Genomic DNA, 24137 nt, shown 5'->3' on the forward strand with positions numbered 1-24137 from the left:
AGTTTTTTGTTTTTAGGAGGGGAGTGCGTCACCTTAACTCATCTGAATCAGCGTCCAATTCTAATACTACCGGGTCTTGCTCATCACCCCAATCACCAACACCTACCAAATTTTCAATATCGCCACCAACTGTTATATATTTTGGCGTGTAAGTGACTGTGGTACCTTTCTTAACTTGTATACTTGTGGTTTTAATTTCTTTGTTTTTGTTATCAACAAGGACAATGCCTGTCACCTCACTTTCTTCATCACTAACAGATACATTACTACCTGCAGTGACAACGACATATTTACCCATAAACCTAACATCATGCTTGGTTTTGGCAGCACTTGCTAAAATAGTGTCTGCAACATTTTTCTTGCAGTAGTTGATACCCAGTGGGTATTGGCAAGTTGTTATATGGTAACCTTTATGTTTGCCAGATTTATAATCAAAGCTGTCAATAAGCATGATTCTATTGGTTACACTGGCAAGAGTCTTGGCTCTGTCTGCCATAATCTTGTTTTTTTCTGCTACAGACAAATTGGCGAATGTGGCAGTTGAAATCATCATTGAAATTGCAAAAGCGATAATTTTTTGCATAATTAAATCCTTGATTAAAAAAATGACAAAGTGGTTTTATTTTCCGCTTTGTTGTTTGTTGACTTGATCTATTTTATCGACAATAGCCCAAACTTTCATGGTTACATCGCATGCAGCACTGTTAGCACCACCATCATAAAATCCACGAATGGTTTTTCCATTACAAGTAGCACCTGGAACACCAAGCGGTGCCCACTCTTTAGCCAATTTTAATTTAGCTGCCTTTTTAGATAAACCCCGGTTCTTTAATAACCCGCCAATGCGATAGTCAACCAAATAACCTGCCATCTGCTTTTGTACTTCAGGGGTGAATTTAACACTATTAGAAAGACCTAAACTTGTTTGAGCGTTTTTAAATGTGCTTGCTATTATTTGGTATTTACCTGCCGCAAAAAGACGGCTACAATCGTTCACGCTTTTAGGAGAATACTGACCTATTTCTCGATAAATCTGTCTCATTTGACCAAGTGTCATATTGGTCAAATTAAAAACGCCACCGCTAGGTCGACTACAAGCTATTCTCTTACCTATTGTACCATTGTTACTGGCATTCCAACCTGCTGCGCCACCAGAACTTTCTCCTTCTGCCACCACCGATATCAGTTGTTCCCTTAAAGCCTTAATATCATTTGGCAAATTAGAAAGATCCGCATGACCACTAGAACCACCTACCGCTGTCACACCACTGTCAGGGTGTGCAATCCTACCGTCCCAAGCTTCGGATAATGCCCCTAACTGCTCAACCTTGATGGGTTCGATGCCAGTAGGGGGTGCATCCCAGGGTGTGCCTGACTCTATTTGCTCATAAAAAGAGTTTTGAATCATCGAACCTAATGCATGATATTGACCTTGGCTATTAGCAAGTTCTTTACAAGTCACATTAGTACAAAATGAATCATCGGATTTAGCAGGATCAATGATATTTCTTACATAACTATAGCCTGCATTAATCTGCTCTTCATTTAGCGTAAGATTGTTAGCGATGTTTCCGTAATCAGTGTTTATGCCACTTTTTGTGCCAGGTTTTTGCAAGCAAACACCTGCTGCCACCTCACTAATGTCACAATAATTGGTATAATGGTCTTTCGCTCGTAAAGCACGCTTTACACCATCCATTTTATAATATGCTCTTTTTATGCCGCTTTCAACTGCTGATTGTAAGGTCATATTATGCAAACTACGCTTACTAATTTCTTGTGCAGCTAATGCGGTTTGTTTGACGTTAATATCTAAAGCAGCACCTACCTGATCTGCCTGTTGTATTGCTGCAATAGCTGCTGGATTTTTTTTAAATTCAGCAATAGAAGCTGCATTCGTCACTAACTCAGCATAGGACGAGAAGGGGAGGGCAAGCCCACCCCCACCAATGATGACAGACAATATCAACGGAAGCTTCTTTACACTAAACATGATTACCTCAGCTTATTGATTGCCAACATAATTGGTCTGACCAGAAAATCTGTTGTAATAAGAAGTGCTGCCATTAGAAGTGCTGCCATTAGATTGGTTGGTTGATGGTGTCGGCTTAACCTCTATCTTTGTATTGTTGTTTACCACGTTACTGTTAACTGCAGTTTTAGCTTCATTATTTTGACTTTGAGCTGTTGTACCACTTACGATAGGCGTGGTTTTTCTATCCATATCTGTTGTCGTCGTATTTGGCTGTGGTATGTTCTTGGCTATGTTGCCAACTGTTGTATGAGGGGTAATATTACTTATTTCACTACCGCCCTTAGACAACAAGTCTGCACGTCTAAGCTGTTCTTCATACGTTTTTTTAGCTGCGTTATGTTGTCTCCAAGCTTCATTAATGGCGTTGTATTGACCCTGGCTGATTGCCGTACATTGCTTGTAATCTAGCGTACATTGCTGATACTGAACTCCTTGATTAGAGTTTGTACCTACCACCCTAGCAACCGAGGTAGGAGCAGCTGGAATTTTAGCCCTTATCTCATCCGCCATCTGTTTTGTTACTTGTGATTGTAGTTGTTGGTTGGTAGTCGAACCATCTTCAAGAACAAAATCAACAATAGGGATGTCACCGACAGCTTCTTCTGCACTATCTAATAATTGTCTTGCTTTTTCATTAGCTCGACTATTAGCTTCATGTAGTTTATTTTCAGCATTAGATAACTGTTTTTCCAAACGACCTTGCAAAGATTCAGAATATATATTAATTTGATTATGTATACTAGCGCCCACAAGAGAGTCTAAGTTATTAATCTTGTTAGCACCTTCATTCCAACGTCTGCTTAATTCAACCACAGGTAAAAGAGCGTCTCTTGTTGCTTGGTTGGCAATATCACAAACCCTATCTTTTAGATGTTTTTTCATATTCTGCAAGGCTTTGTTAGCAGCTTTTCTTGTGATACTTGCCACATCACCCCATGATGTTGGGATTCTAGGCAGGGCAATGGTTAGATCCATAATCTCTTGGGCGGCAGTAAAGCACCCTTTTGTTGATTCATTCTTGCCAATATTATCAAAAATAGTGGCGGCGACACCACTGGTAGCATCGACCATCTCTATTCTTCTTTCAATCACAGATGCCTGTTCTTTATCCAATTCAGCAGCACACCCTTTGGAGCCTTCTACCACGTCATGTATTTCATCACCTTTTGCAGGTGTGGAGGTGTGGTTATGCCCACTGGTAACCGTGGTTGCTGGTTTAGAGGTTACAGAAATACCTGTGCCTCCCGCTACCTTGGCAATGGAATTATTTTTGGCTTGCTCAGCTGTCGCATTAGAAACATGATTGTGCCCATTATCCGCCATCGAAACAGTGGATAGGATGGAAAGTGCTGCCACAGAGAGTGCAAGTTTGGTCTGTTTAAATTTACGTATAAAAGATAAACCTAAGTTGATGTTGATGGCGTTTTGTTCAACCTGCATCGCAAGTACTAAATAAGGGTAGGGGTTTGGTCTCAAAGGTAAGTTTTCACCCGCACTACCAATTTTTACCCGCTATTGATTTATTTTTGCATTCGGCATCTGAAACGGACAAGTACCAAATATGAAAAACTTAAAATATTATTAAGTTAAATTTAACTTATTATAACCCAATTCAATCAAATGGCAAGCCACAACGCCAAACAGTTGCGTCTAGAATTCTTGGATCAGTCTAATTGGAATGATATCCACTTGACTTTGTAGATTTGGATTTGGAGATGCCATCAAAACAGACATAAGATGCACAAAAAATCCCCTTAAGAATAAGTGATCTTGAAAAGTTTGAGCCCTTTGACAAAAATCACAAAATACCCAAAGTTGATAAACAGGATCTAATGAAGACATCAACATAATAAATTCTTCATACCACTGGCTTGAATTTTTATCGCCAATATTTTTAACCTGTTCTAACCGCAAAGTTAGTGAAACCTTTTCTGCACACGCCTGCTGTTCTTCAGCACAAGCATTAAATCGCTCTATATCCATATATTCAGATAATCTTATGTGTATATTTTTAGATTTTAGAGCCCAGCTTTTAACAGCATCAATATCTATCTGACCGTTATACTTAACCCTAGTCATTGGATAAGACTGTAATTGTGTCACAATCAAATCAGCAAAGTGTAAAAGGGTGGAGTTAAACACTTTTTCAATTTTCTTACCTTGATTTTGATAACTTTCGTTTTTTTTCAAATTCATCTTTCATGGCTTAGCTTGTTATTCACGGTAGGGGTGTGCGTAAGGGAGTTTTTCTCTTTTTGTACTTCACTATTGGTAAAACCATATTCACTTAAAGAAGTTGGGATATCTTCTTTTTCCATTTCTTGTTGTTGTGCTTTTAATTGTCTTTGCTGTTCTTGTATAACATAAGACAAGGGGCTTTTAGATAAACTCTCCATTCTTCCTACTCTTTTTAACGCATCTAATGTACAAACAGGGTTTGGCGAGCCACTTTTATTTAAATTTTCTAAAGCTTCTTTTATATATGTGGTATCAGTAATTTGAGTCAAAGGGAATAACTGCAATACAGTAGTAGGATTTTCTCTTGCCATGTCCAACATAACAACGTCATCAACAGCCAAGCCTAACATTTTAGCTTGACCCGAAGCAGAGCCCACCACGCCTGCAAAACCAAATTTATTACTCAACTTATTCTTGCGTTCTATATCAATAGCCAGTGATCTATCAAGACGACTTTGTGGATCCAAAAACAATGCATCATCATAATTAGATAACTGACCAATACCTTTTTCATAAACCATGTAGCTATTTATAAATCTTGCAGTCATAGAGCTGGCATAAGGGGGTAGTATACCTACATCCTTTACATCATTAGTATCATCTGCTATTTTATTTTTTTTAAAAAACTGATCAACATTCATTTATTTTCACCCAAAACCAAACATTCAAGCCATCACATATCCATGCTAGGACCATCATCATTTTTCCGACCTGTGACTTTTGCCAATATTTTTGATAAGAAACTAGCAAGAGAGGAGCCACCTATCTTATCAAGCAAAGACGATTTTTCTTCAGATTTCACCTTAAGATCGTTTATACCATCCTCTAAGGACCCTTTTCTTTTGTTTAATTTATCAAGTTCATCTTGAGTGACAAGCTCATTAGCTGACCCCTCCAACACGTTTTCAGCGATGTTTGATCTCTCATCAATTTCAGCAGCAACAGCATTGATCATACCGTTTTCATTAACACTATCTACCTCCACTGCATGTTTTGGCTTATATGAAAATTGGTATAAAGCATCTACATCTTCAATATTACAATTATGGACAGTAACTCTATTGACTCTTGAATGCTCGCCAATATCTGCACCAAACAATTTGTGAGTTACCTCATCTTTAACCATATCTTGGCTTTGCGATACATCGACAGACTCCCTAATATTAGCCAGACCCTCAACATCTTGATTTTTACTGATATCTTGGTAGGCTTTGGTGCTAAGTTTTGCACTCAAATTCTCTTTTTTAGATGATTTTTGACCTAACTTTGAGGCAGCTTTTTTTACCAAATGCCCTACACCATAAAGCAAATAAACACCGAGTGGGAGCACTTCTTTTTTCTCTTTATGCTCACCTTGCATGATGGGTCTTGTTTTGGGGGCAGGGGACATTAAATACACAGAACCTTCACCCTGCCTCTTATTATTCAACTTCTCATACAATTCATTTTTTCGCTCAGATATATGGTCAGTAAGAGGATTGTTTGCAACACCCAAATCTTTATCAGCAATAGCATCTCTTTCATCTCCCTGTAAGGACTGCTCTGCCTTATTGTCATATTCCCTCATATTGGCTTGTTGCTCAATATTTTTTTCTTTATTAAAGGTCTTGCTAAAGGACATGGGGACCTCAAGCATATTGCGTCCTTCCCCCTGTCTGATTGCCTCCTCCATCACGCCTGCAAGAGAATCATCTTCAAACCCATATCCGTAATCTTCCATGAAATGAGCTAGCCGAATCCCACTCTCTTGATTATCCCTTATATACACTTCAAGATTTTTATAAAACTTATCCGCTTCTTGTTTATCTTCATTTTGATCAGCAAAACCAAACCCTCGAAAATGATTAAAGTCTTCCCATTTAATCCCTTTTTCACTAATGTGTAATTTACCATTTGAATCACATATGATAAAAGAGTTGATATGGTTTGTGTGTGAAGCCTCAAGCCAATGCTTGCCATGCTGTTTAAAATCATTTATCAAAGGATTCTTTGCCACTTCTCTTTTAAACTCATCGCGCAAATCATCTAAAAACGTTAACTTTTGTTCAGGATCCTCTATACTCCTATTAGATTCATACAGATTATGCTTTAAGATTGTATTTGTGATTTTTTTGACATCTTCATGCTTTACATAACCATTATCTTGAACGTATTGATAATCAATACCCTGAATACCTTCGCCTTTTTTGCCTAAGGCAATCCAATTAGCAAATTCTATATTTTTTTGAATAAGGTCATACTTATCTTGATATTTATCAAGATACTCTTGCTTTTTCCTATCTTTTATATCAAATAACAAATCACCAAAAATATCGGCACGCTCATCACCGTTTTTAAACTCATTTAAACTGTCTACCATATACCCCCCAATCAATCAATTTTTCAAAAAGACTAAAAACCCACACCCATATCCAAACTTGTCTCATGATGGGGCTTTTTTGAGATGGCTAAGTCCTCCCCCAACTTCATACCCAAATCTACATTGTCTACAGTTAAATCACCAAAAGACATACCAGACAAGTCTTCTGTACCTATATAAAAAAGGGATAAATCTTGCTCTTTATAAGAAAGGGCTAAATCTTGCTCTTTTTTTCTTTCGTACTCAATAATTTCAATATCAAAGCTCAAAAATGGCTTTGTACCCAGTGATTCTTGAGGATTTTTAACAAATTGCTCAAATTGTTCAAAATTATTAGCATTTTGTTTATCACTCTTAGGGTCTGGTAGTACCGCTCTTAAAGAATCATGGGTAGGAAGTGTAATCTGCACTTCAAGGTTATTCTCGTGGGATTTTAAGGCCAACTGCTCATGCACAATCTTCATTTCTTGATCTGCTCGACTTTGAATAATATTCTGAACAAGTCTAGAGGCAAATAAATCTACACGCTCACCATCTTTGTCATAGGTGATGGTTGTTGAATTGCCAAACCCTCCTTCTTTAAGCTGTATATCCGGGTAAATCATCTGGTCCCCCGTATCATAGACAACCACTAATTCAAGTGGTCCTGATGGGGGTGCCAAATTTGGCTTAACAAAGTTTTCGTGAAATTCCAATGCAAAATTCGCTTCTTTACTGTCTTGCAGTAAATCAACAGGCTTGATACTTGGTTTATCAGTTGGTCTTATCAAAATCTGTATGACATTGCCTGGAGTGCCTAAACTCATCTGTGCTTCTTTATTCTCCAAACCTTGTTTTAAAAAATCATCAACCCGCTCATGTGTTTGAGCAATCTCAGGAAAGTCTTTTTTAAACTCATTGATATAAGCGCGAGACTCCTCCACACTCCAGCCCGTCTTAGCGGACAACCCACCTGCCCCTTGACCGTATAAAGAAGAAATAATAAGCACCTTAGATTGCTTTCTTTTTTCCTCAATATCTTGCACAAGGGTGGGGTCGTGGGTATGGGGGTCGTCAAGAATATACCGTATTTCTTTTGCTTTTTGTTCATCACTAGCGTGCCGAGCAGATAATTCTTTTTTAGCTACCATACCAGAATAAATATCTACGTTTTTCTGTACCATTTGTTGAATGGTTTTTATACCCAAAACATCAGCAGCAGTTCTTACTTCAAGCTGCTGACCATCAAAATCCATTGCAACATAGCCATCTTTAGGAACAATACATTCTTTTGCATTAGCCGTTAAACCCTGAAAATTTATCTTAAAGGTATCTAAAGGAGTGTGTCTGCCAGTAATTGCTCCATAAGCATTGATAGGTATCGGTATTCCACCTTCATGTTCTTGAGCCAATGCTTTAAGCTTTACCAAGTTTTGCATGGGGTATGTATAAGCATTGTACGCACTTCTTAATTCAAGTAAGCTTTGAACATAAGACAGTCTGTTCTTTTCATATTCACTGGCATCATCAGCTAAAGTATATTGCTTTAAAAAGAGCGTTTCTTTTGATTTATGAGAGGTTAGTTTCTCAATATTAGCCGCTTGACCTGTTTTTTGAGTTAAATCATCAAACCACCTAGGATTAACCAAGGACTCCCCTTGACTGCCATAAGCAGCAAGCAAACTATCCTTAAAAGCTATAGGGTAGCTAATACTGATTAAATCAGGGTTATCTAGGATAAATTGAACGTTTGCATTAATTAACTTGTGATGATGATTTTTGGTGTGATTTTCAACCAGGGGATCAGAACTTGATATTTTTTGAAAATTTAAATGTTTCTGCCTAAAATCTTGTTTTAAAGACAATTCTAAGTCTATAACCTTATCTTGATCCAAGTGCAAGCAGGGTTCATTGTGTTGCATTCTAGCTATTTGGTCAGAAATAAGACAAGCACGATGAAAAGCCTTGGTTCCAGGGTTATCGTTTTGATTGCCATAAGCAAAAGGTGCCTCAAAATGTTCCTTCAAAGACAAATAACCCATTGCTAAGATTTTGCCATCAGTATAATTTTTTTGAAATTCGCCAGGGGATACAGACTTTAAAAACTCATTATCTTTTTTAGTCCTTTCATTTAAAAAATCAACAACAATCTTTTTACCCTGTGTCTGTTCATCATTAAGTAGTTGCTTGACATCCATATCATTTATAATAGACAATTCATGTTTTGTTTGAACACTTCTGTTTTTTGCCTCAATGAGTTTTCTTTTAAACAAACTATGTTCAGCAGACAACCTAGAGCCATCTCTTGCTGCGAGGGTGGGTAGGTGGGTTGCCTTATATAAATCCTGGATATTTACAAATCTAACTGTCATGTCATCGGGTCTGACACCCAAATAATCTGCGATATCACCTGGGGTTACATCATCACTGTGCACTAAATGGGTTGCATCAAGTGGTTTGTTGGTAATATCAGCAGTTAAAAAAGACTTTAAAACTTCTATGTCTGGATCCGCCCTACGAACGGTATTTGTTTTGGAGTCCACAACCCAAAACTCAGGACTTTCATCTTTTAAATCCTGTGTGTTTTTTGGCCAAGATATAGTAACTACATTTGTCATGATGATACCAGTTGTTGATTTTAGTTTATATTACAAATGTGGAGTGGAGGGGTTGATAGCACTAACAAGCCGTCTAGATTGCAAAAAGCAAACCCGTGCAGCACCATATAGGGGCTAGTGTACAACACGGCTTGCCAATCAGCTTGCCAATTACCTAAATTCAGTTTATACTATTAAATATAACTTAACACTATTTTAAGTTAGTGTCAATTCTGAATAACCAGATTAAGGTATTGGATTCATGTCTAATTCCCCGGCTTTAAAAATCACTCATTTTTTTTCATCAATATAGAAAAATAATATTTTTAATATTGTTAATATTGTTAATATTGTTAATAATATGTGTAATTTTTATAGCTTACCAACTGCTATCCGAACCAAAACCTCGAACTTATAGCGACTATTTTGAAACAGCTGATGAGGTTATTCTGATTGAGGAGTCAGCCACAAAAATATCTGGCGCATATTCAGGTCTCGAACATCAAATGGGAACCGAAGCTTATGAAGCATTGGTATTAGGAATTCCTGTCAGTCCTGAAAGTGAATTTTACAAAACCCAGCAGCAAACGTTTGGGTCGGCTATCAACGAGGCAAAGCACGCAAGTAGTGTTGTTGCTGAACACGAAAGTCAAATTCAACAAAAGGGCGGGCTAGTTGATTTAAATGATCTGCAAAGTTTTGATACAGGACGAGTTTTAGATCCTGAAACGAGAAAATCGATACTGAGTATGACAGGTGAGTCTACCAGCATCTCCGAAACCAAGGTTGAAACTGAGGAATCGGGTGAAAATAGAATTTTAGCCTCACAAGATTGAGTGGACTAATAATTGTAAAAAAAAATCCACCTAGCGGTGGTCGATAAGCTATGAGTGCGAAAACCATAGCAATGTTTGACAAATTTACAAAAAGCGGGGGGGGTTTTAGGAAGGGTTTGGGCAAACATCGGCTAACTCACGAGACGAGCTTACTAAAATTATTTGTCATATTTGATAGTAAAATTTGCGTCAATCCGTCATATTTTAGCGTCAATCTTTATTTAAATAAAAATAATAAAATATTCTTTTTTTTTATTTTAAAAAAATAATTTAAAACAATTATTATTCTTTAATTAAGGGCCTTTGTTTTCCTTGACAAGTCAAGATAGGCGGTGCGACAATATCACGCTCTTCCTATTTCTAACAACCGAAAGATCATGACTATCCAAGACTTCCAACCAACCCCAGAAAGACTATCCAAGCTAGAAGAAAAGATGGCAGCTTATGATTCTTCTTCTGAACAGCAAATAGATAGAAGATCTTACTTTGAACTTGCTATACAACAAATTATGGAAGAAGAAGAACAAAAAGTAGCTGCTAAACCTTCAGACCCCGTAGACATACTTTACAATTCTTTGTTTTCAAAAAAAGAAAACAGCCCATCACCACTCCCCCCAAAAGAACAAATCAAAGAAGAAAACAACAATAATCCCATATTTCAATCACCAACATCCTTTAAAAAAGAAAAATATGAGATTATTCTGATAAATAGATTTTTACATGCTTTGACTGGTTTATCCAGTATTCAAAGAAAATATATAACTTTTTTCGTTTCAGTTAATAAAGAATTTTTTAATAACAAAAAAGAATTATTATATTCTTTTAATATTAAAGCAGAGCAATTTATATTTTCTTGTCAAGAAAATATAAACGAAAGAAATGTTGAGCGGACTTACCAAGAGTTATCTGAAATAACCGAATCTCTTCTTCAAAGATATTTTCATCATAAAGAGTGTTTGCTTGAAGATCGACCAGTCACAGTAAGCACTTCATGGATTGTCAGCGCCTGTTTTTCAAAACAAGATCATTCTATAGTTATTACAATTTCTCATGAAGTGGCACAGCTACTAGACACTTTTAATAACTATTCATTTTTTAACAATGATCATAAAAATATATTATTTGATTTAACCGGGCACTCGGTGTTGTTGTTTGAGCTTGTTATAAGAAACTTAATACAAGGACACACACGAGTTAAGATGAGTATTGATTATTTAAGAGAGTTTTTCGATTGCACACATAGCTACTCTAATGTCTCAGATTTTAAAGCTTATGTGATTGATAAATCCATTAGTGAAATAAGCCAAAAAACATCACTTAGTATTACTTACACACAAGAAAGAACATCTCGAGTGGTGACGGATTTACTATTTACCTTTCAAGATAGAAATGCCACAACCCAGCATCCCAATCAAAATACATCAATTGGGGTGTTAAAAACGCCTGAGGTTGGGTTTTCTATGACTGAAGATGATCTTTATCTATATTCTCAAAAAATTGCAGCAGCTTTAGATAAAACAGCTCAACAAGTAAGATTAGAACTATTAGACCCCCTTCAACAAAAACAGCATATTCCTTTTTTAAAACTACTGGGATATAAATTCTAAATCATCTAAGCGTTAAAAACCCACTAATAGAAAAAAAATAGTGGGTTTTTTTTTATTTTTAAAAAAAATTACAAAAGTTTACAAATATTTTTAATGAACGATTCTTCGCTATGACTGCTGATAATCGTTTACTATTGTTTAGTTTTTTCTAATTACACTATTGACAAAAACTTAATTATATTTTATTGTTAGTTTGTGTTGTAAGTATTGTTTACACAACTTTCAAAATAAGGTAGTGGGCTATACTCAACTCAACCAATCCTTAAATAAGGCCTATTTCAAGGTGTAGATTATGAATGTAAAAAATAAATTAGAGCGTATGACACATGTTACCAATCATACCGTTACAAAGCTATGGGTACTAGCGGCATTATTGCCTATGACTTTAGTTGCACGTGCCCAATCTTCAAATAAAAAAAATTATCTGGATCAACTTGCAGATGCAAATGGCGTCAATTTAAATAAAAATGGCTCTATTACTAATTCTCTGAATGACTTTAAGACATTTGGTACATCCTTTTTTGAAATTGCAGCAATCGCTGCTCTATTAGGCGGGATTCTCTTTGCCATTATTAGCCTTGTTAATATCATCACAAAAGGCAAAAATGGTCAGCCTACCGGTCCTTATTGGTGGAGATTATTAGGTGCTATAGGTATGGTATATCTTGTCTATGTTAACTTTGTTAGCAAAGCAGCATCAGGTGGCTAAGTTTCAAACTAACACCAAGTTCAAAAGCTGTTCCTTAAAACCTAGCTAAACCTACCTATAAGGTAGGTTTAGCGTTTAATTTACTTCAATGTTGTTTGCCTTATTTATTTAAACTTGGACTTAGCAACTCCATAGGCGTTTTTAATTGGGGATAAAACTTACTAGCTGTTGATGATGGTATAGATTTTTCTGAATTTAAGGCAGGTTCTCCGATGTTAAAATTGACAGAACAGTCACCAAAACACATCATTGAGACAATTGCCAATTCTAGATACGGCAATCCTACATGGGATCAGGCAAGAATGAGTTTAAATTCAAAAGGTTTGATGAGCGAATATCTCATGATGGATGCTCAAGAAAACTTCATCCGCCAACAAACAGCTATCGTACGACAAAGAATAGAGGCAGTATTGGCAGTCATTGGTAACGCTAATTTAGTTGAGTTTGGTAAAAAAATTCAGGCTATGCAGGTAACGGCGGAAGCTGGAAAAGTGCCGACTGTTATTGATTTACAGCTGGAGGCAGGTGGTGATGAGTATGTTGACTCAGGTTATTGGTCGCAAGGTGGAGCTGGAGATGGTGCTGAATGCACACCAACTGCAAATGACGGTAAATCGACTTCAGTTGCTGTTAAAATGTCGGAAGCGATATTTATGGGTGATAGCCTAGCAGAAGCTTATCGTGCCGATGCAAGATACGCAAAGCGAGGAAGAAATCCAAGCCAAGTATTGAGTTATCTTAAAAACGCAGGAGATCTAAAAGGAAAAACAGTTGTAATTTCTACCGGATTAAGTAATAATATTAAAGACATTGCATCTGTTGAAAAACAAATGCAATATTTAAGTCAATCTGGTGCAAATGTGGTTGTACTTGGGATTGTTGATAATTTTAAAAATGACATACAGCTTGCAAGCAAAACCAATGCATTTTTATCACAACAAGCGTCAAAGTATGGTTTTGGCTTCCAAAGGGTGGGAAATTGGCAGCGCGGTGATGAAGCTTATAAAGCTCACCCGAAAAATTTAACAGAAAGTCAGTTTGTTAGGGCGAGTTCTAACACGGGTGTATCCACTACATCTTGTGAAAATGTTTCGCATGAGAGTGCTCCGTACACATCAGGAGCGGCACCCAAAGGCTTTACGCCTGATAAAGCTGAGGTTATTAAAAAGTAGCCGCTAATATTGGGGCTAATCCTAACGATTTAGCAGCTGTGATTTCCTTTGAGACTGGAGGCACATTTTCTCCTTCTATAAGAAACCCAGGGTCGTCAGCTACAGGTTTAATCCAATTTATGAAAGGATCTGGAGGAACTAAAGGGCTTTATTATGGCATGACAAGAAATCAATTTGCGTCTTTGAGTTTTAATACTCAAATGATCTATGTAGAAAAATATTTTAAAGAAAGAGGTTTTAGAGCCAATAAACCACAGAACGTCGCAAACCTTTACACAACGGTCACTGGGTATGGTTACAAACGTGGCTTCAAAGCTTATGAAAAAAATAAAGTATGGGATAGTAACCGTGATGACTATATAGCTAAAGGTGAGATGGTAAGAAACGCTGCCTTTAGAGCACATCAGAAAAAATATTTTTAAAAAAAAGAGGTCTTTTATGAAAGTTTTAGCATTGACATTGGCTTTAGCAACCATGGTGGGGATGTCTACATCTGCACAAGCACATGATGATCCACGAAAAACAAGTGAATGCTATCTGTTTAAAAAAGACAAAGTGCTCAGCAAGGGTCGTTGTACCGTAGATAGTGGTGCTGGAGCTGGTGGGTCTTGGACAACAATTTCCTTTCGTGGTAAAAAATACCATTTTGAATATATTGATGAAATAGAATCGCCAAATAATCAAGAACAAACGTCTTATATACGGGACAGCAAAATCCTGAAAATCATCAAAAACCCGCAGAATATGACTGCAGAACAAGCCGATAATCTACTATTTTGTGATATATCGGGTAGTCAGCATATATGTTACAAGTCAGCTTGACTTCACTAGGAAAAATATATGATATATATCTGCCGCACCCCCTAAAGTGAGGGGGTATCGAGTTGATGAAAAATTTACAACCCAAACTTGTTCGTGCTGTAGCACATCAGCAACAGCAGCCCCAAAGGTAGAACAGGTCTTAGAATAGGAGTATGGACTTGTGGTACTTGTAACACCACGCATGACAGAGATGTCAATGCAGCCAAGAACATACTCCGTCTGGGACGTTAGACGCTCGCTGGAGGAAGCTCCTTGCTTTAGGCAGGGGAGTACGTCAATTAATCTTAACATACTATTTAATATATTTAAAGTATCATCGGAGGGATGTTATGAAGCAGGGTTTTGCAAAATTATCTTTGGTGGCTTTTGTGCTTGGTGCTGTTAGCACGCCTGCATTAGCTGCGGTGGATTGGACACCATATCTTTTGGGTATGACAGACAGCTGTAACCAGAGGCCTCTTTTTGAAGTATTTGAGAATCCACGCCAGTATAAAGCTGTCAAATCAAGTATTATAAAAAGAACTAAAAAATCCAATGCTGATTATCATGCTGATGTTTATATATATCATTTAAAAAATGCCACTGCTTTTGGTATTCCTATTACAAAAATTGAAAAGTCAGACCATCATGAAGCAAACTATGTACGAGTTTATTTTGCCAATGATTCTATGAAAAAATTAAAAAATAAATTTGGGGTATTAGTTGGTGATAATATCAAACACATCGGAGAAGAAGGGATGTGGTTGGTGAAAGAAACTGGTGATGGAAGTTATTATACACCGCAAAAGTTTCCATATTCTTATGCTAAAAAATATGGGTTTGTAGGTGGTGGTGATGACGCTTGGGAAAAGCAAGCTATGTTTTATGATGCCTATGGCGCGGGTGTTGTCTATGTTATTGATAAAAACAGTTATGATGTGAGCTATGCTGATTTTGGGGGTGGTGCTTATTTCACCTTTGACGAGAAAACCCGTAGCATCGAGTGCGCTCATTAATAAATAATTTGTCATTTCTCTAGCCCGCTAAGATCCTTTTACTCCTATGTAGATGGTATCACAGTGGATCTTTTTGTTCGTGTACTACACCAATGCTGTATAGATGGTTGATGAGATTATCACTAGCGATAAGCTGGTGATCAGTTTTAGAGCAAATGGCAGCTATGCTACACTGTTCTTTAGCACGCATTTGAATGGTCGGAGCTAAAAACTAATACTTGTAAACCTGTCTAAAACTATTTAAAATAATGCAAATGGTAAAAGAAACCCAATGATTAGAGGTCATGTTATCCGACTTGCCCCAACTGTCAAACACACCATGACCGTGATGTGAATGCCAGTATAAATATTTTAAATCAAGCAGATAAGGTTTTAACTTTATCTTAATAAAAATCTTGGTGGGTAAGTTTTATCCTCAATTAAAAACGCCTATGGAGTTGCTAAGTCCAAGTTTAAATGAATAAGGCAACGAGCATTGAAGTAGGAATTAAACGCTAAACCTACCTTATAGGTCGGTTTAGATAGGTTTTAAGGGACAGTGTAAGATATGTTAGATAATTTACGCCGCATGATGATCTTTGTTAAGGTGGTAAACAATGGTTCTTTTGGTGCAACAGCTAAAGAATTAGGTACCTCGACAAGTGCGGTTAGCCAGCAAATTACTCTTTTAGAATCATATTTTGGTGTATCATTATTGCATCGTTCAACCCGCAAACTTAGCATGAGTGAAGCAGGAGAGATCCTTTATGAAACTGCCTTGCAAATTATTAAAATTGCCGAACAAGGTCGAGATAGCATAAGCCAGCTCAAAGGCGGTCTTTCAGGAAATTTACGTATTGCCACATCTCCTGAAATCGCCAAAACCTATCTTATTCCTGCATTGGATGCGTGGCTAAGAGAATATGAAGATTTGTCTTTAACTTTCATATTTCATGATGATCATCTTGATATGATTGAAGACCGTATTGACTTGGCTTTAACTTTAGAAGAAGAGCCTTTGGGTAAGCCTTTGACGACTGTAAAACAACTGCTTTTAGCGTCTCCAGGCTATATTGATGGTCATGACGTCATTAAAGAACCGCAGGATTTAGCATCACATGCTTTTATTGCTCATGGAGATAAACAAAAAGAACGTCTAGAATTTCAAAAAAATAATAATAAATTTAGTATTCGTATACCACCTCGTCTTGCAAGCAACGACCAATCTATTGTACTTAATTTAGCGGTGGCAGGACATGGTATTATTAAGACAAATGAAATTGATGCTAAAGCATTTATAGAATCTGGAGAGCTGATCCATGTATTGCCTGATTATCAATTACCAAATCTCACACTTGGTGCATTAGCTAGTAACCAAGACAAATCGTCTATTCGAGTAGAAAGATGCATTGAGCTTTTGAGAGAATTCTTTAGTGAAAAATCTTAGTTTATTTTTTTTGAAGATTAGGTGCGGTAAACATTATTTAACATAATATACATTATGCGAAGTATAACTAACCAGTTTGGGCGGATAATTTCAAATCTGATTTTTGATGATTATTTCAAATAAATAAAGCTTTTATTATAGATAGATTTGGCTAAGTATGGATTTTGGTTTGTTATTTATGGTTGCATGATTTAGCCTTGATAAATTTGATTTTTTTTTATAAGTTTGTATCGCTGTTCATGATAAACTTATAAAGACATAACGACTTTAACGATTTTGCTATATTTTACATAATAAAAAAACCAAGGCGTTCACCTTGGTTTTTTATTTCACTAAATGACAACTTACCAAAATAAGCCAGCACCAACAAAGCCACCCACATCAAATACCTGCTCGTTAGACAAGCTTAAGTAAATCTAGCCGCCTATCTTCAAACAGATCCATCTGGGGAGCAAGTACCGTCATAAAGCGATCAAAATACAGCAGCTGCTTTAGCAGTAAGGCAAAATCTCGTGGGAAATGTATGCCGTGGCGTTTACCAATCTCGCTAAGCTCTAGCATAAGCTTATTTAGACTGTCGGTATGAGTGGCTTTATCGGCTGATCCTGTATATACCTTGCCCAGCAGGCTACTAAGGTCAGTCGATAAGCGATGTACATCCACCTGAGCACTACCATGTGTCATGCCAATGTCAATCATTGCCTGTGCCATCTGATGGTAGTTATTTGCTTGCATGGCTTGAACAAGGATAAAACAAGCGTTTAGGCTTTTTGGGTCAATTTTCCCTACAAGCCCAAAATCTAAAAATCCCACACGCCCATCATGAGTGAGCATGACGTTACCAGCATGTAAATCGGCATGAAATTCACCTGTCATCATTAGCGATAAAAACCATGTATCTAGTACAGTAGACATCACTGTCTTTGGATCGGCAAGCCCATGCAAACCATCATCTATAAGAGAGATACCTTCTAGCAAAGACATGGTTAACACCCTTTTGGTGCTAAATTGTTCATAGACTTTGGGTGTAATGACAGTGTTATTTTGCGTCTGATGTAAAAAGTTAGCAAACCGCCTTAGGTTTTCGCTTTCTGCGATAAAGTCAGTCTCTGCCATCATGCGTGTACGAATCTCATCAATGATAGGAGCAAGATTGGCAAGCTTCATTGATGGCACAAGCTTCTCTGCTGCCCAAAATGCACCATGAAGCACGCCAAGATCGGTGGCGATAACCGTGCCAACATTGGGCTTTTGAATTTTAATAGCGACCTTCTCGCCTGTGCGTAATACTGCCTGATGCACCTGTGCGATACTTGCCGATGCTAAAGGCTTAGGATTAATACTCTCAAAAATCGCACTCGTATCACCAAGCTCATCTGTTAGGACATCTTGGATAACGCTAAAGCTGACAGGCGTGGTCTGATCTAGACAGTCGGCAAATGCCATCACATATTCACGAGGGAATATAGAAGGCGTACTTGCGATAAATTGCCCAAGCTTAATGTAAGTAACGCCAAGCTTTTCAAAGGTCTGTTTAAGCAGCTCGGCATCTGCCTTTTCGCCCTTTGCCACACGCAGCATGGATAGCCCTGCTACGCTGACAGTTTTTTGGAGTCTTAGGGCAGAAGTTACGCCTGTTTTGGCAAGTTTTAAGGGATTTAATTTCATAAGAATGTCTTTATTAGTAAGTGTTAGTTATGCTTTTACATACAGTGCAAGTGGGATTTTTGGCAAAAGTTGTGCGTCTTTGGGTGAGCGTTTCACCTTGCCATAAGATAAGCGTATTAGCAATGGGGTTTTTGCCCTTTCCCAAAAAACTTAATGCGACTTGAGCTTGTAGGCTTGCCATAACTGCGACAGTACTGGCTAGTACGCCAGAGTTGGTGCAGTTTTGTGCGTTATCATCTGTATCGTCGCCAAATATGCAGTGATAACAGCCTTGCTTGCTAAAGTCATTAAAAAACAACAGTTGTCCGACTTGTCCAATCGCTGAGGCAGATAATAATGGTGTGCTTAGTGCCACGCAAGTTCGGTTAATTAGATCACGCACCATGAAGTTATCTGTACAGTCTAGTACTAAGTCTGCCCGACACGCCGCTAATACTGCCATAATATTATCATAGGTAAGCTTGATATCCTGATAGGTGATGGTTATAAGTTCATTTTGGGTGCATAACTGCTCGTAGGCGGTTTTGGCTTTTGATTGACCAATATCTGCTTTGGTAAAGAGAATTTGACGCTGCAGATTACTTTCATCAATCATGTCATAATCCACCAAATGCACCGATCCAACGCCCGCTCTGACCAATGTTTGGGCGACAAAACAGCCTAAGCCGCCCAAGCCTATGATAAGAATGCGACTGTTTTTTAGGCAAGTTTGGGCGTCAATATCCCAATCATCTAACAGGATTTGGCGAGCATACCGCAATAGTTCATCATCGGTGAGTGTCATCATGGATGCAAAACCCCTAAAGTTACACGGTCATTGCTGCCATAATCTTGTATTGTTCGCACTTGCTGATAGCCATTATTTTCAAAAATTTCACGCACACACGCCCCTTGATTATAGCCATGTTCAATCGCTAAAAGCCCACCTGTAAAAAGATGCTGTGCTGACTGCTGAGCAATTAGGCAAATATCAGCAAGCCCATCATCATCAGCAACTAAGGCGGTGACAGGTTCAGCGGTCAAAGTATGTAGATGCGTATCTGTTTTACTGATATAAGGCGGGTTTGAGACGATGACATCAAACTGTGATGATGGTAAAATCGCCCCAAACCAATCTGATTGCATAAACCGACAGTTATCTACCCCAAGCGTTTTGGCATTCATTTTAGCCACCATTAAAGCATTTTCACAAAAATCCACGCCAAGCAAGTCGGCATTTGGTAGCTCTTTGGCAATCGTGATGGCGATGCAGCCTGAGCCTGTGCCTAAGTCTAGGATTTTGGCACTATTAGCCCTTTTATTGTCTTTGATAAAATCAAGCACGCTTTGGACTAAGATCTCGGTATCTGGTCTTGGGATTAGAGTGTGCTGATTAACCAAGAAGTCTCGCCCAAAAAACGCCTGAACGCCCGTCAAATAAGCTAAGGGTATGCCGCTTAGCATCTGGTCAACGCCATCGTTAAACCGTCGCCATTCGTCATCGTTTAGCACATAATCGCCATCTGTGATAAGAAAGCTACTCGGCTGATTAATCACAGTGAGTAGCCATGATTGTAGCCAGTGATACGGCAAGCTTTCTGTGGCGATGGATCGGTAGTAGTGCTTAATAGAAGCGATAGATTTTGGCATAATTACTCAGATGGCTTGGTATTACTTCATATTATAGCAAAAAAATCAGTATTCATTAACCATACAAAAAACCGAATAACATACGCTATTCGGTTTTATCAACCAATTGACTAGATAACACTGTGTGCATTAGCTAGTCTTTGGTGCGTAATGACTGATTAAGCAGCATCAAAACGTCTTTGGGCTTCGTCCCAGTTTACCACGTTCCAAAACGCCTTGATGTAGTCTGGACGTTTGTTTTGGTATTTTAGGTAGTAAGCGTGTTCCCATACATCAAGACCGATGATTGGCGTGCCTTCGCAGCCTGCTACATCCTTACCCATCAGTGGGCTGTCTTGATTAGCGGTAGATACAACAGCAAGCTTATCGCCTTGCTTAACTAGCCACGCCCAACCTGAACCAAAGCGAGTTTGTGCAGCTTTCTCAAACTCTTCTTTAAATGCTTCAACTGATCCAAAATCACGCTCAATAGCTTGTTTTAGCGAGCCTTTTAGTTCTGTGCCAGTTTTTAGGATAGTCCAAAATAAGCTGTGGTTGGCATGACCACCTGCGTTATTGCGTAACGCACCTTGCTTGTCTTTTGGCAGCTTGTCAAGGTTTGCGATAACTTCTTCAACTGGCTTATCTGCCCACTCTGTGCCTTCTAGGGCGGCATTCGCATTATTTACATAAGCTTGGTGATGACGTGAGTGGTGAATTTCCATCGTTTCTTTATCAAAATGTGGCTCTAATGCGTCGTATGCATAGCCTAATTCTGGTAATGTATATGCCATAATGACTTCCTTAAAATTAATGAATTGAGTGATACTCATCATCTATTATGTGGGTAAAATATCGAATTTTCAAGGGGAAATTTTAGTGATTACAGCTATTTTAATGCCAAGTGATTGTTTTTAATATTAATTCTTAGGTGGTATTGCTTAACTTATTTGATGTATTTTAAAATCAGTCAGCGATTAAATGAAAGTTAAATGGCGTGCTTTTTATAGTTTTTGGTTCGTCCTTAGGCTTGTTACAAAATGTCAAGCCATCATATTTTGACGGCTTGACAATACCACGATGTTAGTTTAATGCTAATAGGTGCTTAATTACGCTTAGCAATAGTACAATTAAAAACACCAAACGCCCTACTAAGACGTTTTGCCTAAAGGCACTAAAGCACGCCATACGCTCACGAGTCTTAATAAGCTGATACTGCCGATAAAATAAAATACCAAGTAAAGCAGACAGTAAGCCTACCCCCACTAAAGCATAATCGGTGAAATAATGCCAAATAGCCAACGCCATCAGTAAGCTAAACACGGTATTTAACAGCATAATTACTGCCACATCATACTTACCAAATAAAATGGCGGTGGATTTTACGCCTATTTGCAAATCATCGTCTTTATCGCACATCGCATAAGCGGTATCATACGCTACTGTCCAGCACATATAGGCGATGAACAGCACCCACCCCCATAATCCCACATATCCTTGTACTGCCACGAACGCCATCGGAATCGCCCAGCCAAATGCTGCTGCTAACACCACTTGGGGTAAGTGCGTATAACGCTTCATAAAGGGGTAAATGAACGCCAAGAACACCGCCCCAAGCGACCAATAAAACACGGCAATCGGCAAAAAAAACAGCAAGCACGCAGATAATAGCGATAAACCCAAAAAGGTCAAAACCGCTGTGCGTGGCCGTAGTCTACCATCAGCAAGTGGGCGATTTTTGGTGCGTTTGACATGCCCATCAACTTTACGATCAGCAAAATCATTAATCGCACAGCCTGCTGCTCTCATCAGCACCGCCCCAAGCGTAAAAATCAGCACAAGCTGGATACTTGGCAGCTGACCTGTCGCCCCAAACTGTGCAAGAAATACCGCCCATAATGTCGGATATAATAACAGCTCTGTCCCAACAGGTTTATCAAACCGAGTAAGCTGTATCCATGCAATGAGTTTATCTTGAAATTGGGTGTGTATCATATGGATTATTAATAAGTTGTGTGGTCATTAGGCTTATTTATTCATGCAGGCGGACGATGACAGTTGCCATACGCCCTGTCGCTTTTTTTTGGTGATGTGTCTGATGACGATAAGAATAAAACCGCTCATCTTGGTAGGTGCATGGCGTCGCTGCACCCATGATATTAACATCTAGTGCAGCCAGCTGTAATTTGGTTAATGTCACAAGATCAATCAGGCATTTATCGTTACGGCTGTCTTTGATAATCACTTTTTTTAGTTGCACTGCTGACAGCTTGGTCAAGTTTTGATCGGTGCAGTCAGTGATGATTTTATTTGCCAGCACTTGGTCTACTTCATAACTTGATTGGTGAATGCACGCACCGATGATAGCATGCAATTTGGCAGTCTGATCAAACTGTTTGGCAGTTTTGGCAATAATACCTGATGCTAGCCCTTGCCAGCCAGCATGGATACATGCCACCTGTTCTGCTTTAGGGGTAAAAAGCGTGATGGGCACGCAATCTGCCGTCATGATGGCAAGAGCCTTGCCCGCTGTTCGTGTGATCATCGCATCGGCGTTATCGGGCAAAAGCCTTAGGTCGGCTGTATCTACATCGATGACCATATCGCTATGAATCTGATTAAGCCAGACAATCTCATCAATCCCACCACCGCCAAGCTGATTAAGATTTATTAGTAAATCCATGCGGTTTTGTAGTACATGGCTTGGGCTATCTTTTACATGAAGTGCAAGATTATAGCTGCCATATAGATCGCTTGGACTTGTCTTATCAAACTTTTGTGCAGTCGTCTGCACGATAAGCACATACTGATCTTGGTATAATACGATAGGATTCTTAGCAGATGTCATGGCAATTATTTTATCAAAATTAGGTTGGGCTTGGTGTGCCAGTTTAGTTATTAAACACATGGATTAAGGCGACAATATCACTTGGCAAAGGAGCAAAAAACTCCACCGCATCGCCTGTTGCTGGATGGATAAATCCTAGCGTATGAGCGTGTAATGCCTGACGTGGGAAGTCTTGAATGGCTTGGCGTTGCTCTGTGGTGAGTGTGCCTTTTTTGGTTGGTGAGCCATAGACTTTATCACCCACTAAGGGAAAGCCTTTATGTGATAAATGCACACGAATCTGATGTGTTCGCCCTGTCTCAAGGCGAACATCAAGCAAGCTGTGCGTATCGCTAAGAGCAGTCGCCCGAACGATGTGCGTTACAGCAGGCTTGCCGCTGTCTTTTACAGCCATCTTCGTCCGCTGAGTGCTGTGCCTGCCAATCGGTGCATCAATTAACGCATGGCGTAAGATGTCAGCAGGCGTGCCTGACACAATACACTGATAATGACGATATACGGACTTATCTTTTAGTTGGTTGGTTAACTCAAGCTGTGCTGATTTGGTTTTTGCCACCACTAAAAGCCCTGTGGTGTCTTTATCAATGCGATGCACAAGCCCTGCTCGTGGCAGATGGGCATTATCAGGGTAGTGGTATAACAAGGCATTGACCAGTGTTCCTGTGCGATTACCCGCTCCAGGATGGACGACCATACCCGCAGGCTTATTAATGATAATGACATGATCATCTTCATATACTATATCAAGTGTGATATTCTCTGGCAGATCGTTTGAGTGATCTTCAAACGCTGCCAATAAACTTAACACATCGCCTTGCCTGACAGCATACTTTGGCTTTTGTGTGGCTTGATTTACAAGTAATGAGCCATCATTAATATAGCCTTGTAATTGCACTCGTGAAAAACCATCAAAGGCAAGGCTTGCCATCTTATCTAGGCGTGTACCGACGTCCTTATCTAAGACTTGGTAACTAAGCTCAATATGCTTTGTTGGTGAATCCACTTCTGCTTTGTCATATTCTGACCCGTTTGGCTCAGCTACGGTGTTATCGTCTTGTGTTATCATAACTTTAAAATTTGTACTAAAATTGGGCTACTTTATCATATTTATTGGCAGTTTTCCTAAAATTTTATCCAAAAGTTAGGGTTCGTATAAATTGATGGTTTTTTAACTATAAATTGTGGTAAACTAAATGGCGTTTAGCTTTTGGATTTACCGACTTGTAAATGCCAAATCT

Annotated in this window: 22 protein-coding genes and 2 pseudogenes; 10 read left to right on the top strand and 14 right to left on the bottom strand. The window is 38.6% G+C overall.

The features are described 5' to 3' along the window. Nucleotides 1–28: 28 nt before the first annotated feature. The 7 genes from LU293_RS00220 to LU293_RS00250 form a co-directional block, all read right to left on the bottom strand. Entirely contained in the window at nucleotides 29–583 is a 555-nt protein-coding gene (locus tag LU293_RS00220; RefSeq protein WP_242747800.1) for a hypothetical protein, read from the bottom strand. A gap of 36 nt (nucleotides 584–619) precedes the next feature. After that, nucleotides 620–1993: a lysozyme family protein gene (locus LU293_RS00225; protein WP_242747802.1), complete on the bottom strand. Its 1374-nt coding sequence runs from the start codon at nucleotides 1991–1993 to the stop codon at nucleotides 620–622. A gap of 12 nt (nucleotides 1994–2005) precedes the next feature. Next, the gene (locus tag LU293_RS00230) at nucleotides 2006–3475 is read right to left on the bottom strand and encodes a hypothetical protein (protein ID WP_242747804.1); all 1470 of its coding nucleotides are present in this window, start codon (nucleotides 3473–3475) and stop codon (nucleotides 2006–2008) included. Between the two features lie 210 nt (nucleotides 3476–3685). Further along, nucleotides 3686–4231: a hypothetical protein gene (locus LU293_RS00235; protein WP_242747806.1), complete on the bottom strand. Its 546-nt coding sequence runs from the start codon at nucleotides 4229–4231 to the stop codon at nucleotides 3686–3688. Further along, on the bottom strand, nucleotides 4228–4914 hold the full coding sequence (locus tag LU293_RS00240; protein ID WP_242747808.1) for a hypothetical protein: 687 nt from the start codon (nucleotides 4912–4914) through the stop codon (nucleotides 4228–4230). Before LU293_RS00240 ends, LU293_RS00235 begins: the two co-directional genes overlap by 4 nt. A 32-nt stretch (nucleotides 4915–4946) precedes the next feature. Further along, entirely contained in the window at nucleotides 4947–6632 is a 1686-nt protein-coding gene (locus LU293_RS00245) for a hypothetical protein (protein WP_242747810.1), read from the bottom strand. Nucleotides 6633–6664: 32 nt separating this feature from the next. Next, complete coding sequence (locus tag LU293_RS00250; RefSeq protein WP_242747812.1) at nucleotides 6665–9229, bottom strand: DNA polymerase family A protein; 2565 nt, start codon at nucleotides 9227–9229, stop codon at nucleotides 6665–6667. Nucleotides 9230–9714: 485 nt separating this feature from the next. Between LU293_RS00250 and LU293_RS00255 the strand changes: the two genes are divergently transcribed. The 10 genes and pseudogenes from LU293_RS00255 (at nucleotide 9715) to LU293_RS00300 (ending at nucleotide 16775) form a co-directional block, all read left to right on the top strand. Beyond that, complete coding sequence (locus tag LU293_RS00255) at nucleotides 9715–10044, top strand: hypothetical protein (protein ID WP_242747814.1); 330 nt, start codon at nucleotides 9715–9717, stop codon at nucleotides 10042–10044. Nucleotides 10045–10421: 377 nt separating this feature from the next. Next, nucleotides 10422–11651: a replication initiation protein gene (locus LU293_RS00260; protein ID WP_242747815.1), complete on the top strand. Its 1230-nt coding sequence runs from the start codon at nucleotides 10422–10424 to the stop codon at nucleotides 11649–11651. Between the two features lie 292 nt (nucleotides 11652–11943). Then, nucleotides 11944–12360 (top strand): hypothetical protein, encoded by a 417-nt coding sequence (locus LU293_RS00265; RefSeq protein ID WP_242747817.1) that lies wholly within the window; start codon nucleotides 11944–11946, stop codon nucleotides 12358–12360. A gap of 212 nt (nucleotides 12361–12572) precedes the next feature. Beyond that, nucleotides 12573–13532 carry a hypothetical protein gene (locus LU293_RS00270; protein ID WP_242747819.1) on the top strand — a complete coding sequence of 320 codons (960 nt, stop codon included), beginning with the start codon at nucleotides 12573–12575 and terminating at the stop codon, nucleotides 13530–13532. Between the two features lie 119 nt (nucleotides 13533–13651). Then, entirely contained in the window at nucleotides 13652–13954 is a 303-nt protein-coding gene (locus LU293_RS00275; RefSeq protein ID WP_242747821.1) for a hypothetical protein, read from the top strand. A gap of 16 nt (nucleotides 13955–13970) precedes the next feature. Then, nucleotides 13971–14354: a hypothetical protein gene (locus tag LU293_RS00280; RefSeq protein ID WP_242747823.1), complete on the top strand. Its 384-nt coding sequence runs from the start codon at nucleotides 13971–13973 to the stop codon at nucleotides 14352–14354. Nucleotides 14355–14415: 61 nt separating this feature from the next. Further along, nucleotides 14416–14585, top strand: a pseudogene (locus LU293_RS00285) (zinc ribbon domain-containing protein); the annotation flags it as partial. A gap of 98 nt (nucleotides 14586–14683) precedes the next feature. After that, nucleotides 14684–15349 (top strand): hypothetical protein, encoded by a 666-nt coding sequence (locus LU293_RS00290; RefSeq protein WP_242747825.1) that lies wholly within the window; start codon nucleotides 14684–14686, stop codon nucleotides 15347–15349. A 294-nt stretch (nucleotides 15350–15643) separates the two neighbouring features. Continuing rightward, nucleotides 15644–15736: pseudogene (locus LU293_RS00295) on the top strand (zinc ribbon domain-containing protein); the annotation flags it as partial. Nucleotides 15737–15896: 160 nt separating this feature from the next. Further along, nucleotides 15897–16775, top strand: a complete 879-nt coding sequence (locus LU293_RS00300; protein ID WP_242747827.1) for a LysR family transcriptional regulator — start codon at nucleotides 15897–15899, stop codon at nucleotides 16773–16775. 396 nt (nucleotides 16776–17171) lie between these two features. On the opposite strand, the gene LU293_RS00305 is transcribed toward LU293_RS00300, so the two are convergent. The 7 genes from LU293_RS00305 to LU293_RS00335 form a co-directional block, all read right to left on the bottom strand. Beyond that, the gene (locus LU293_RS00305; RefSeq protein WP_242747829.1) at nucleotides 17172–18443 is read right to left on the bottom strand and encodes an ABC1 kinase family protein; all 1272 of its coding nucleotides are present in this window, start codon (nucleotides 18441–18443) and stop codon (nucleotides 17172–17174) included. Nucleotides 18444–18456: 13 nt separating this feature from the next. Beyond that, the gene (locus LU293_RS00310; RefSeq protein WP_242747831.1) at nucleotides 18457–19230 is read right to left on the bottom strand and encodes a HesA/MoeB/ThiF family protein; all 774 of its coding nucleotides are present in this window, start codon (nucleotides 19228–19230) and stop codon (nucleotides 18457–18459) included. After that, nucleotides 19227–20072, bottom strand: coding sequence for a peptide chain release factor N(5)-glutamine methyltransferase (gene prmC / locus LU293_RS00315; protein WP_242747833.1), 846 nt, complete (start codon nucleotides 20070–20072; stop codon nucleotides 19227–19229). Before prmC ends, LU293_RS00310 begins: the two co-directional genes overlap by 4 nt. A gap of 158 nt (nucleotides 20073–20230) precedes the next feature. Continuing rightward, nucleotides 20231–20845 (bottom strand): superoxide dismutase [Mn], encoded by a 615-nt coding sequence (sodA, locus tag LU293_RS00320; protein ID WP_242747835.1) that lies wholly within the window; start codon nucleotides 20843–20845, stop codon nucleotides 20231–20233. A gap of 289 nt (nucleotides 20846–21134) precedes the next feature. Then, nucleotides 21135–22046: a 4-hydroxybenzoate octaprenyltransferase gene (gene ubiA / locus LU293_RS00325; protein WP_242747838.1), complete on the bottom strand. Its 912-nt coding sequence runs from the start codon at nucleotides 22044–22046 to the stop codon at nucleotides 21135–21137. Nucleotides 22047–22083: 37 nt separating this feature from the next. Next, complete coding sequence (locus tag LU293_RS00330; protein WP_242747839.1) at nucleotides 22084–22899, bottom strand: purine nucleoside phosphorylase YfiH/LACC1 family protein; 816 nt, start codon at nucleotides 22897–22899, stop codon at nucleotides 22084–22086. A 43-nt stretch (nucleotides 22900–22942) separates the two neighbouring features. Further along, on the bottom strand, nucleotides 22943–23965 hold the full coding sequence (locus tag LU293_RS00335; RefSeq protein ID WP_242747841.1) for an RluA family pseudouridine synthase: 1023 nt from the start codon (nucleotides 23963–23965) through the stop codon (nucleotides 22943–22945). Nucleotides 23966–24137 lie beyond the last annotated feature (172 nt).

This window comes from Moraxella nasovis (genome assembly GCF_022701215.1).
Taxonomy (GTDB): Bacteria; Pseudomonadota; Gammaproteobacteria; order Pseudomonadales; family Moraxellaceae; genus Moraxella; species Moraxella nasovis.

What these genes read in the sequence shown, in the direction of transcription:
- LU293_RS00330 (WP_242747839.1), bottom strand. Translation starts at nt 22,899, where the DNA reads ATGACATCTGCTAAGAATCCTATCGTATTATACCAAGATCAGTATGTG.
- LU293_RS00275 (WP_242747821.1), top strand. Translation starts at nt 13,652, where the DNA reads ATGAAAGGATCTGGAGGAACTAAAGGGCTTTATTATGGCATGACAAGA.
- LU293_RS00280 (WP_242747823.1), top strand. Translation starts at nt 13,971, where the DNA reads ATGAAAGTTTTAGCATTGACATTGGCTTTAGCAACCATGGTGGGGATG.
- prmC (WP_242747833.1), bottom strand. Translation starts at nt 20,072, where the DNA reads ATGCCAAAATCTATCGCTTCTATTAAGCACTACTACCGATCCATCGCC.
- LU293_RS00310 (WP_242747831.1), bottom strand. Translation starts at nt 19,230, where the DNA reads ATGATGACACTCACCGATGATGAACTATTGCGGTATGCTCGCCAAATC.
- LU293_RS00290 (WP_242747825.1), top strand. Translation starts at nt 14,684, where the DNA reads ATGAAGCAGGGTTTTGCAAAATTATCTTTGGTGGCTTTTGTGCTTGGT.
- LU293_RS00230 (WP_242747804.1), bottom strand. Translation starts at nt 3,475, where the DNA reads ATGCAGGTTGAACAAAACGCCATCAACATCAACTTAGGTTTATCTTTT.
- LU293_RS00265 (WP_242747817.1), top strand. Translation starts at nt 11,944, where the DNA reads ATGAATGTAAAAAATAAATTAGAGCGTATGACACATGTTACCAATCAT.
- LU293_RS00305 (WP_242747829.1), bottom strand. Translation starts at nt 18,443, where the DNA reads ATGAAATTAAATCCCTTAAAACTTGCCAAAACAGGCGTAACTTCTGCC.
- LU293_RS00300 (WP_242747827.1), top strand. Translation starts at nt 15,897, where the DNA reads ATGTTAGATAATTTACGCCGCATGATGATCTTTGTTAAGGTGGTAAAC.
- LU293_RS00335 (WP_242747841.1), bottom strand. Translation starts at nt 23,965, where the DNA reads ATGATAACACAAGACGATAACACCGTAGCTGAGCCAAACGGGTCAGAA.
- LU293_RS00250 (WP_242747812.1), bottom strand. Translation starts at nt 9,229, where the DNA reads ATGACAAATGTAGTTACTATATCTTGGCCAAAAAACACACAGGATTTA.
- LU293_RS00260 (WP_242747815.1), top strand. Translation starts at nt 10,422, where the DNA reads ATGACTATCCAAGACTTCCAACCAACCCCAGAAAGACTATCCAAGCTA.
- ubiA (WP_242747838.1), bottom strand. Translation starts at nt 22,046, where the DNA reads ATGATACACACCCAATTTCAAGATAAACTCATTGCATGGATACAGCTT.
- LU293_RS00245 (WP_242747810.1), bottom strand. Translation starts at nt 6,632, where the DNA reads ATGGTAGACAGTTTAAATGAGTTTAAAAACGGTGATGAGCGTGCCGAT.
- LU293_RS00235 (WP_242747806.1), bottom strand. Translation starts at nt 4,231, where the DNA reads ATGAATTTGAAAAAAAACGAAAGTTATCAAAATCAAGGTAAGAAAATT.
- LU293_RS00225 (WP_242747802.1), bottom strand. Translation starts at nt 1,993, where the DNA reads ATGTTTAGTGTAAAGAAGCTTCCGTTGATATTGTCTGTCATCATTGGT.
- LU293_RS00255 (WP_242747814.1), top strand. Translation starts at nt 9,715, where the DNA reads ATGGGAACCGAAGCTTATGAAGCATTGGTATTAGGAATTCCTGTCAGT.
- LU293_RS00220 (WP_242747800.1), bottom strand. Translation starts at nt 583, where the DNA reads ATGCAAAAAATTATCGCTTTTGCAATTTCAATGATGATTTCAACTGCC.
- sodA (WP_242747835.1), bottom strand. Translation starts at nt 20,845, where the DNA reads ATGGCATATACATTACCAGAATTAGGCTATGCATACGACGCATTAGAG.
- LU293_RS00240 (WP_242747808.1), bottom strand. Translation starts at nt 4,914, where the DNA reads ATGAATGTTGATCAGTTTTTTAAAAAAAATAAAATAGCAGATGATACT.
- LU293_RS00270 (WP_242747819.1), top strand. Translation starts at nt 12,573, where the DNA reads ATGTTAAAATTGACAGAACAGTCACCAAAACACATCATTGAGACAATT.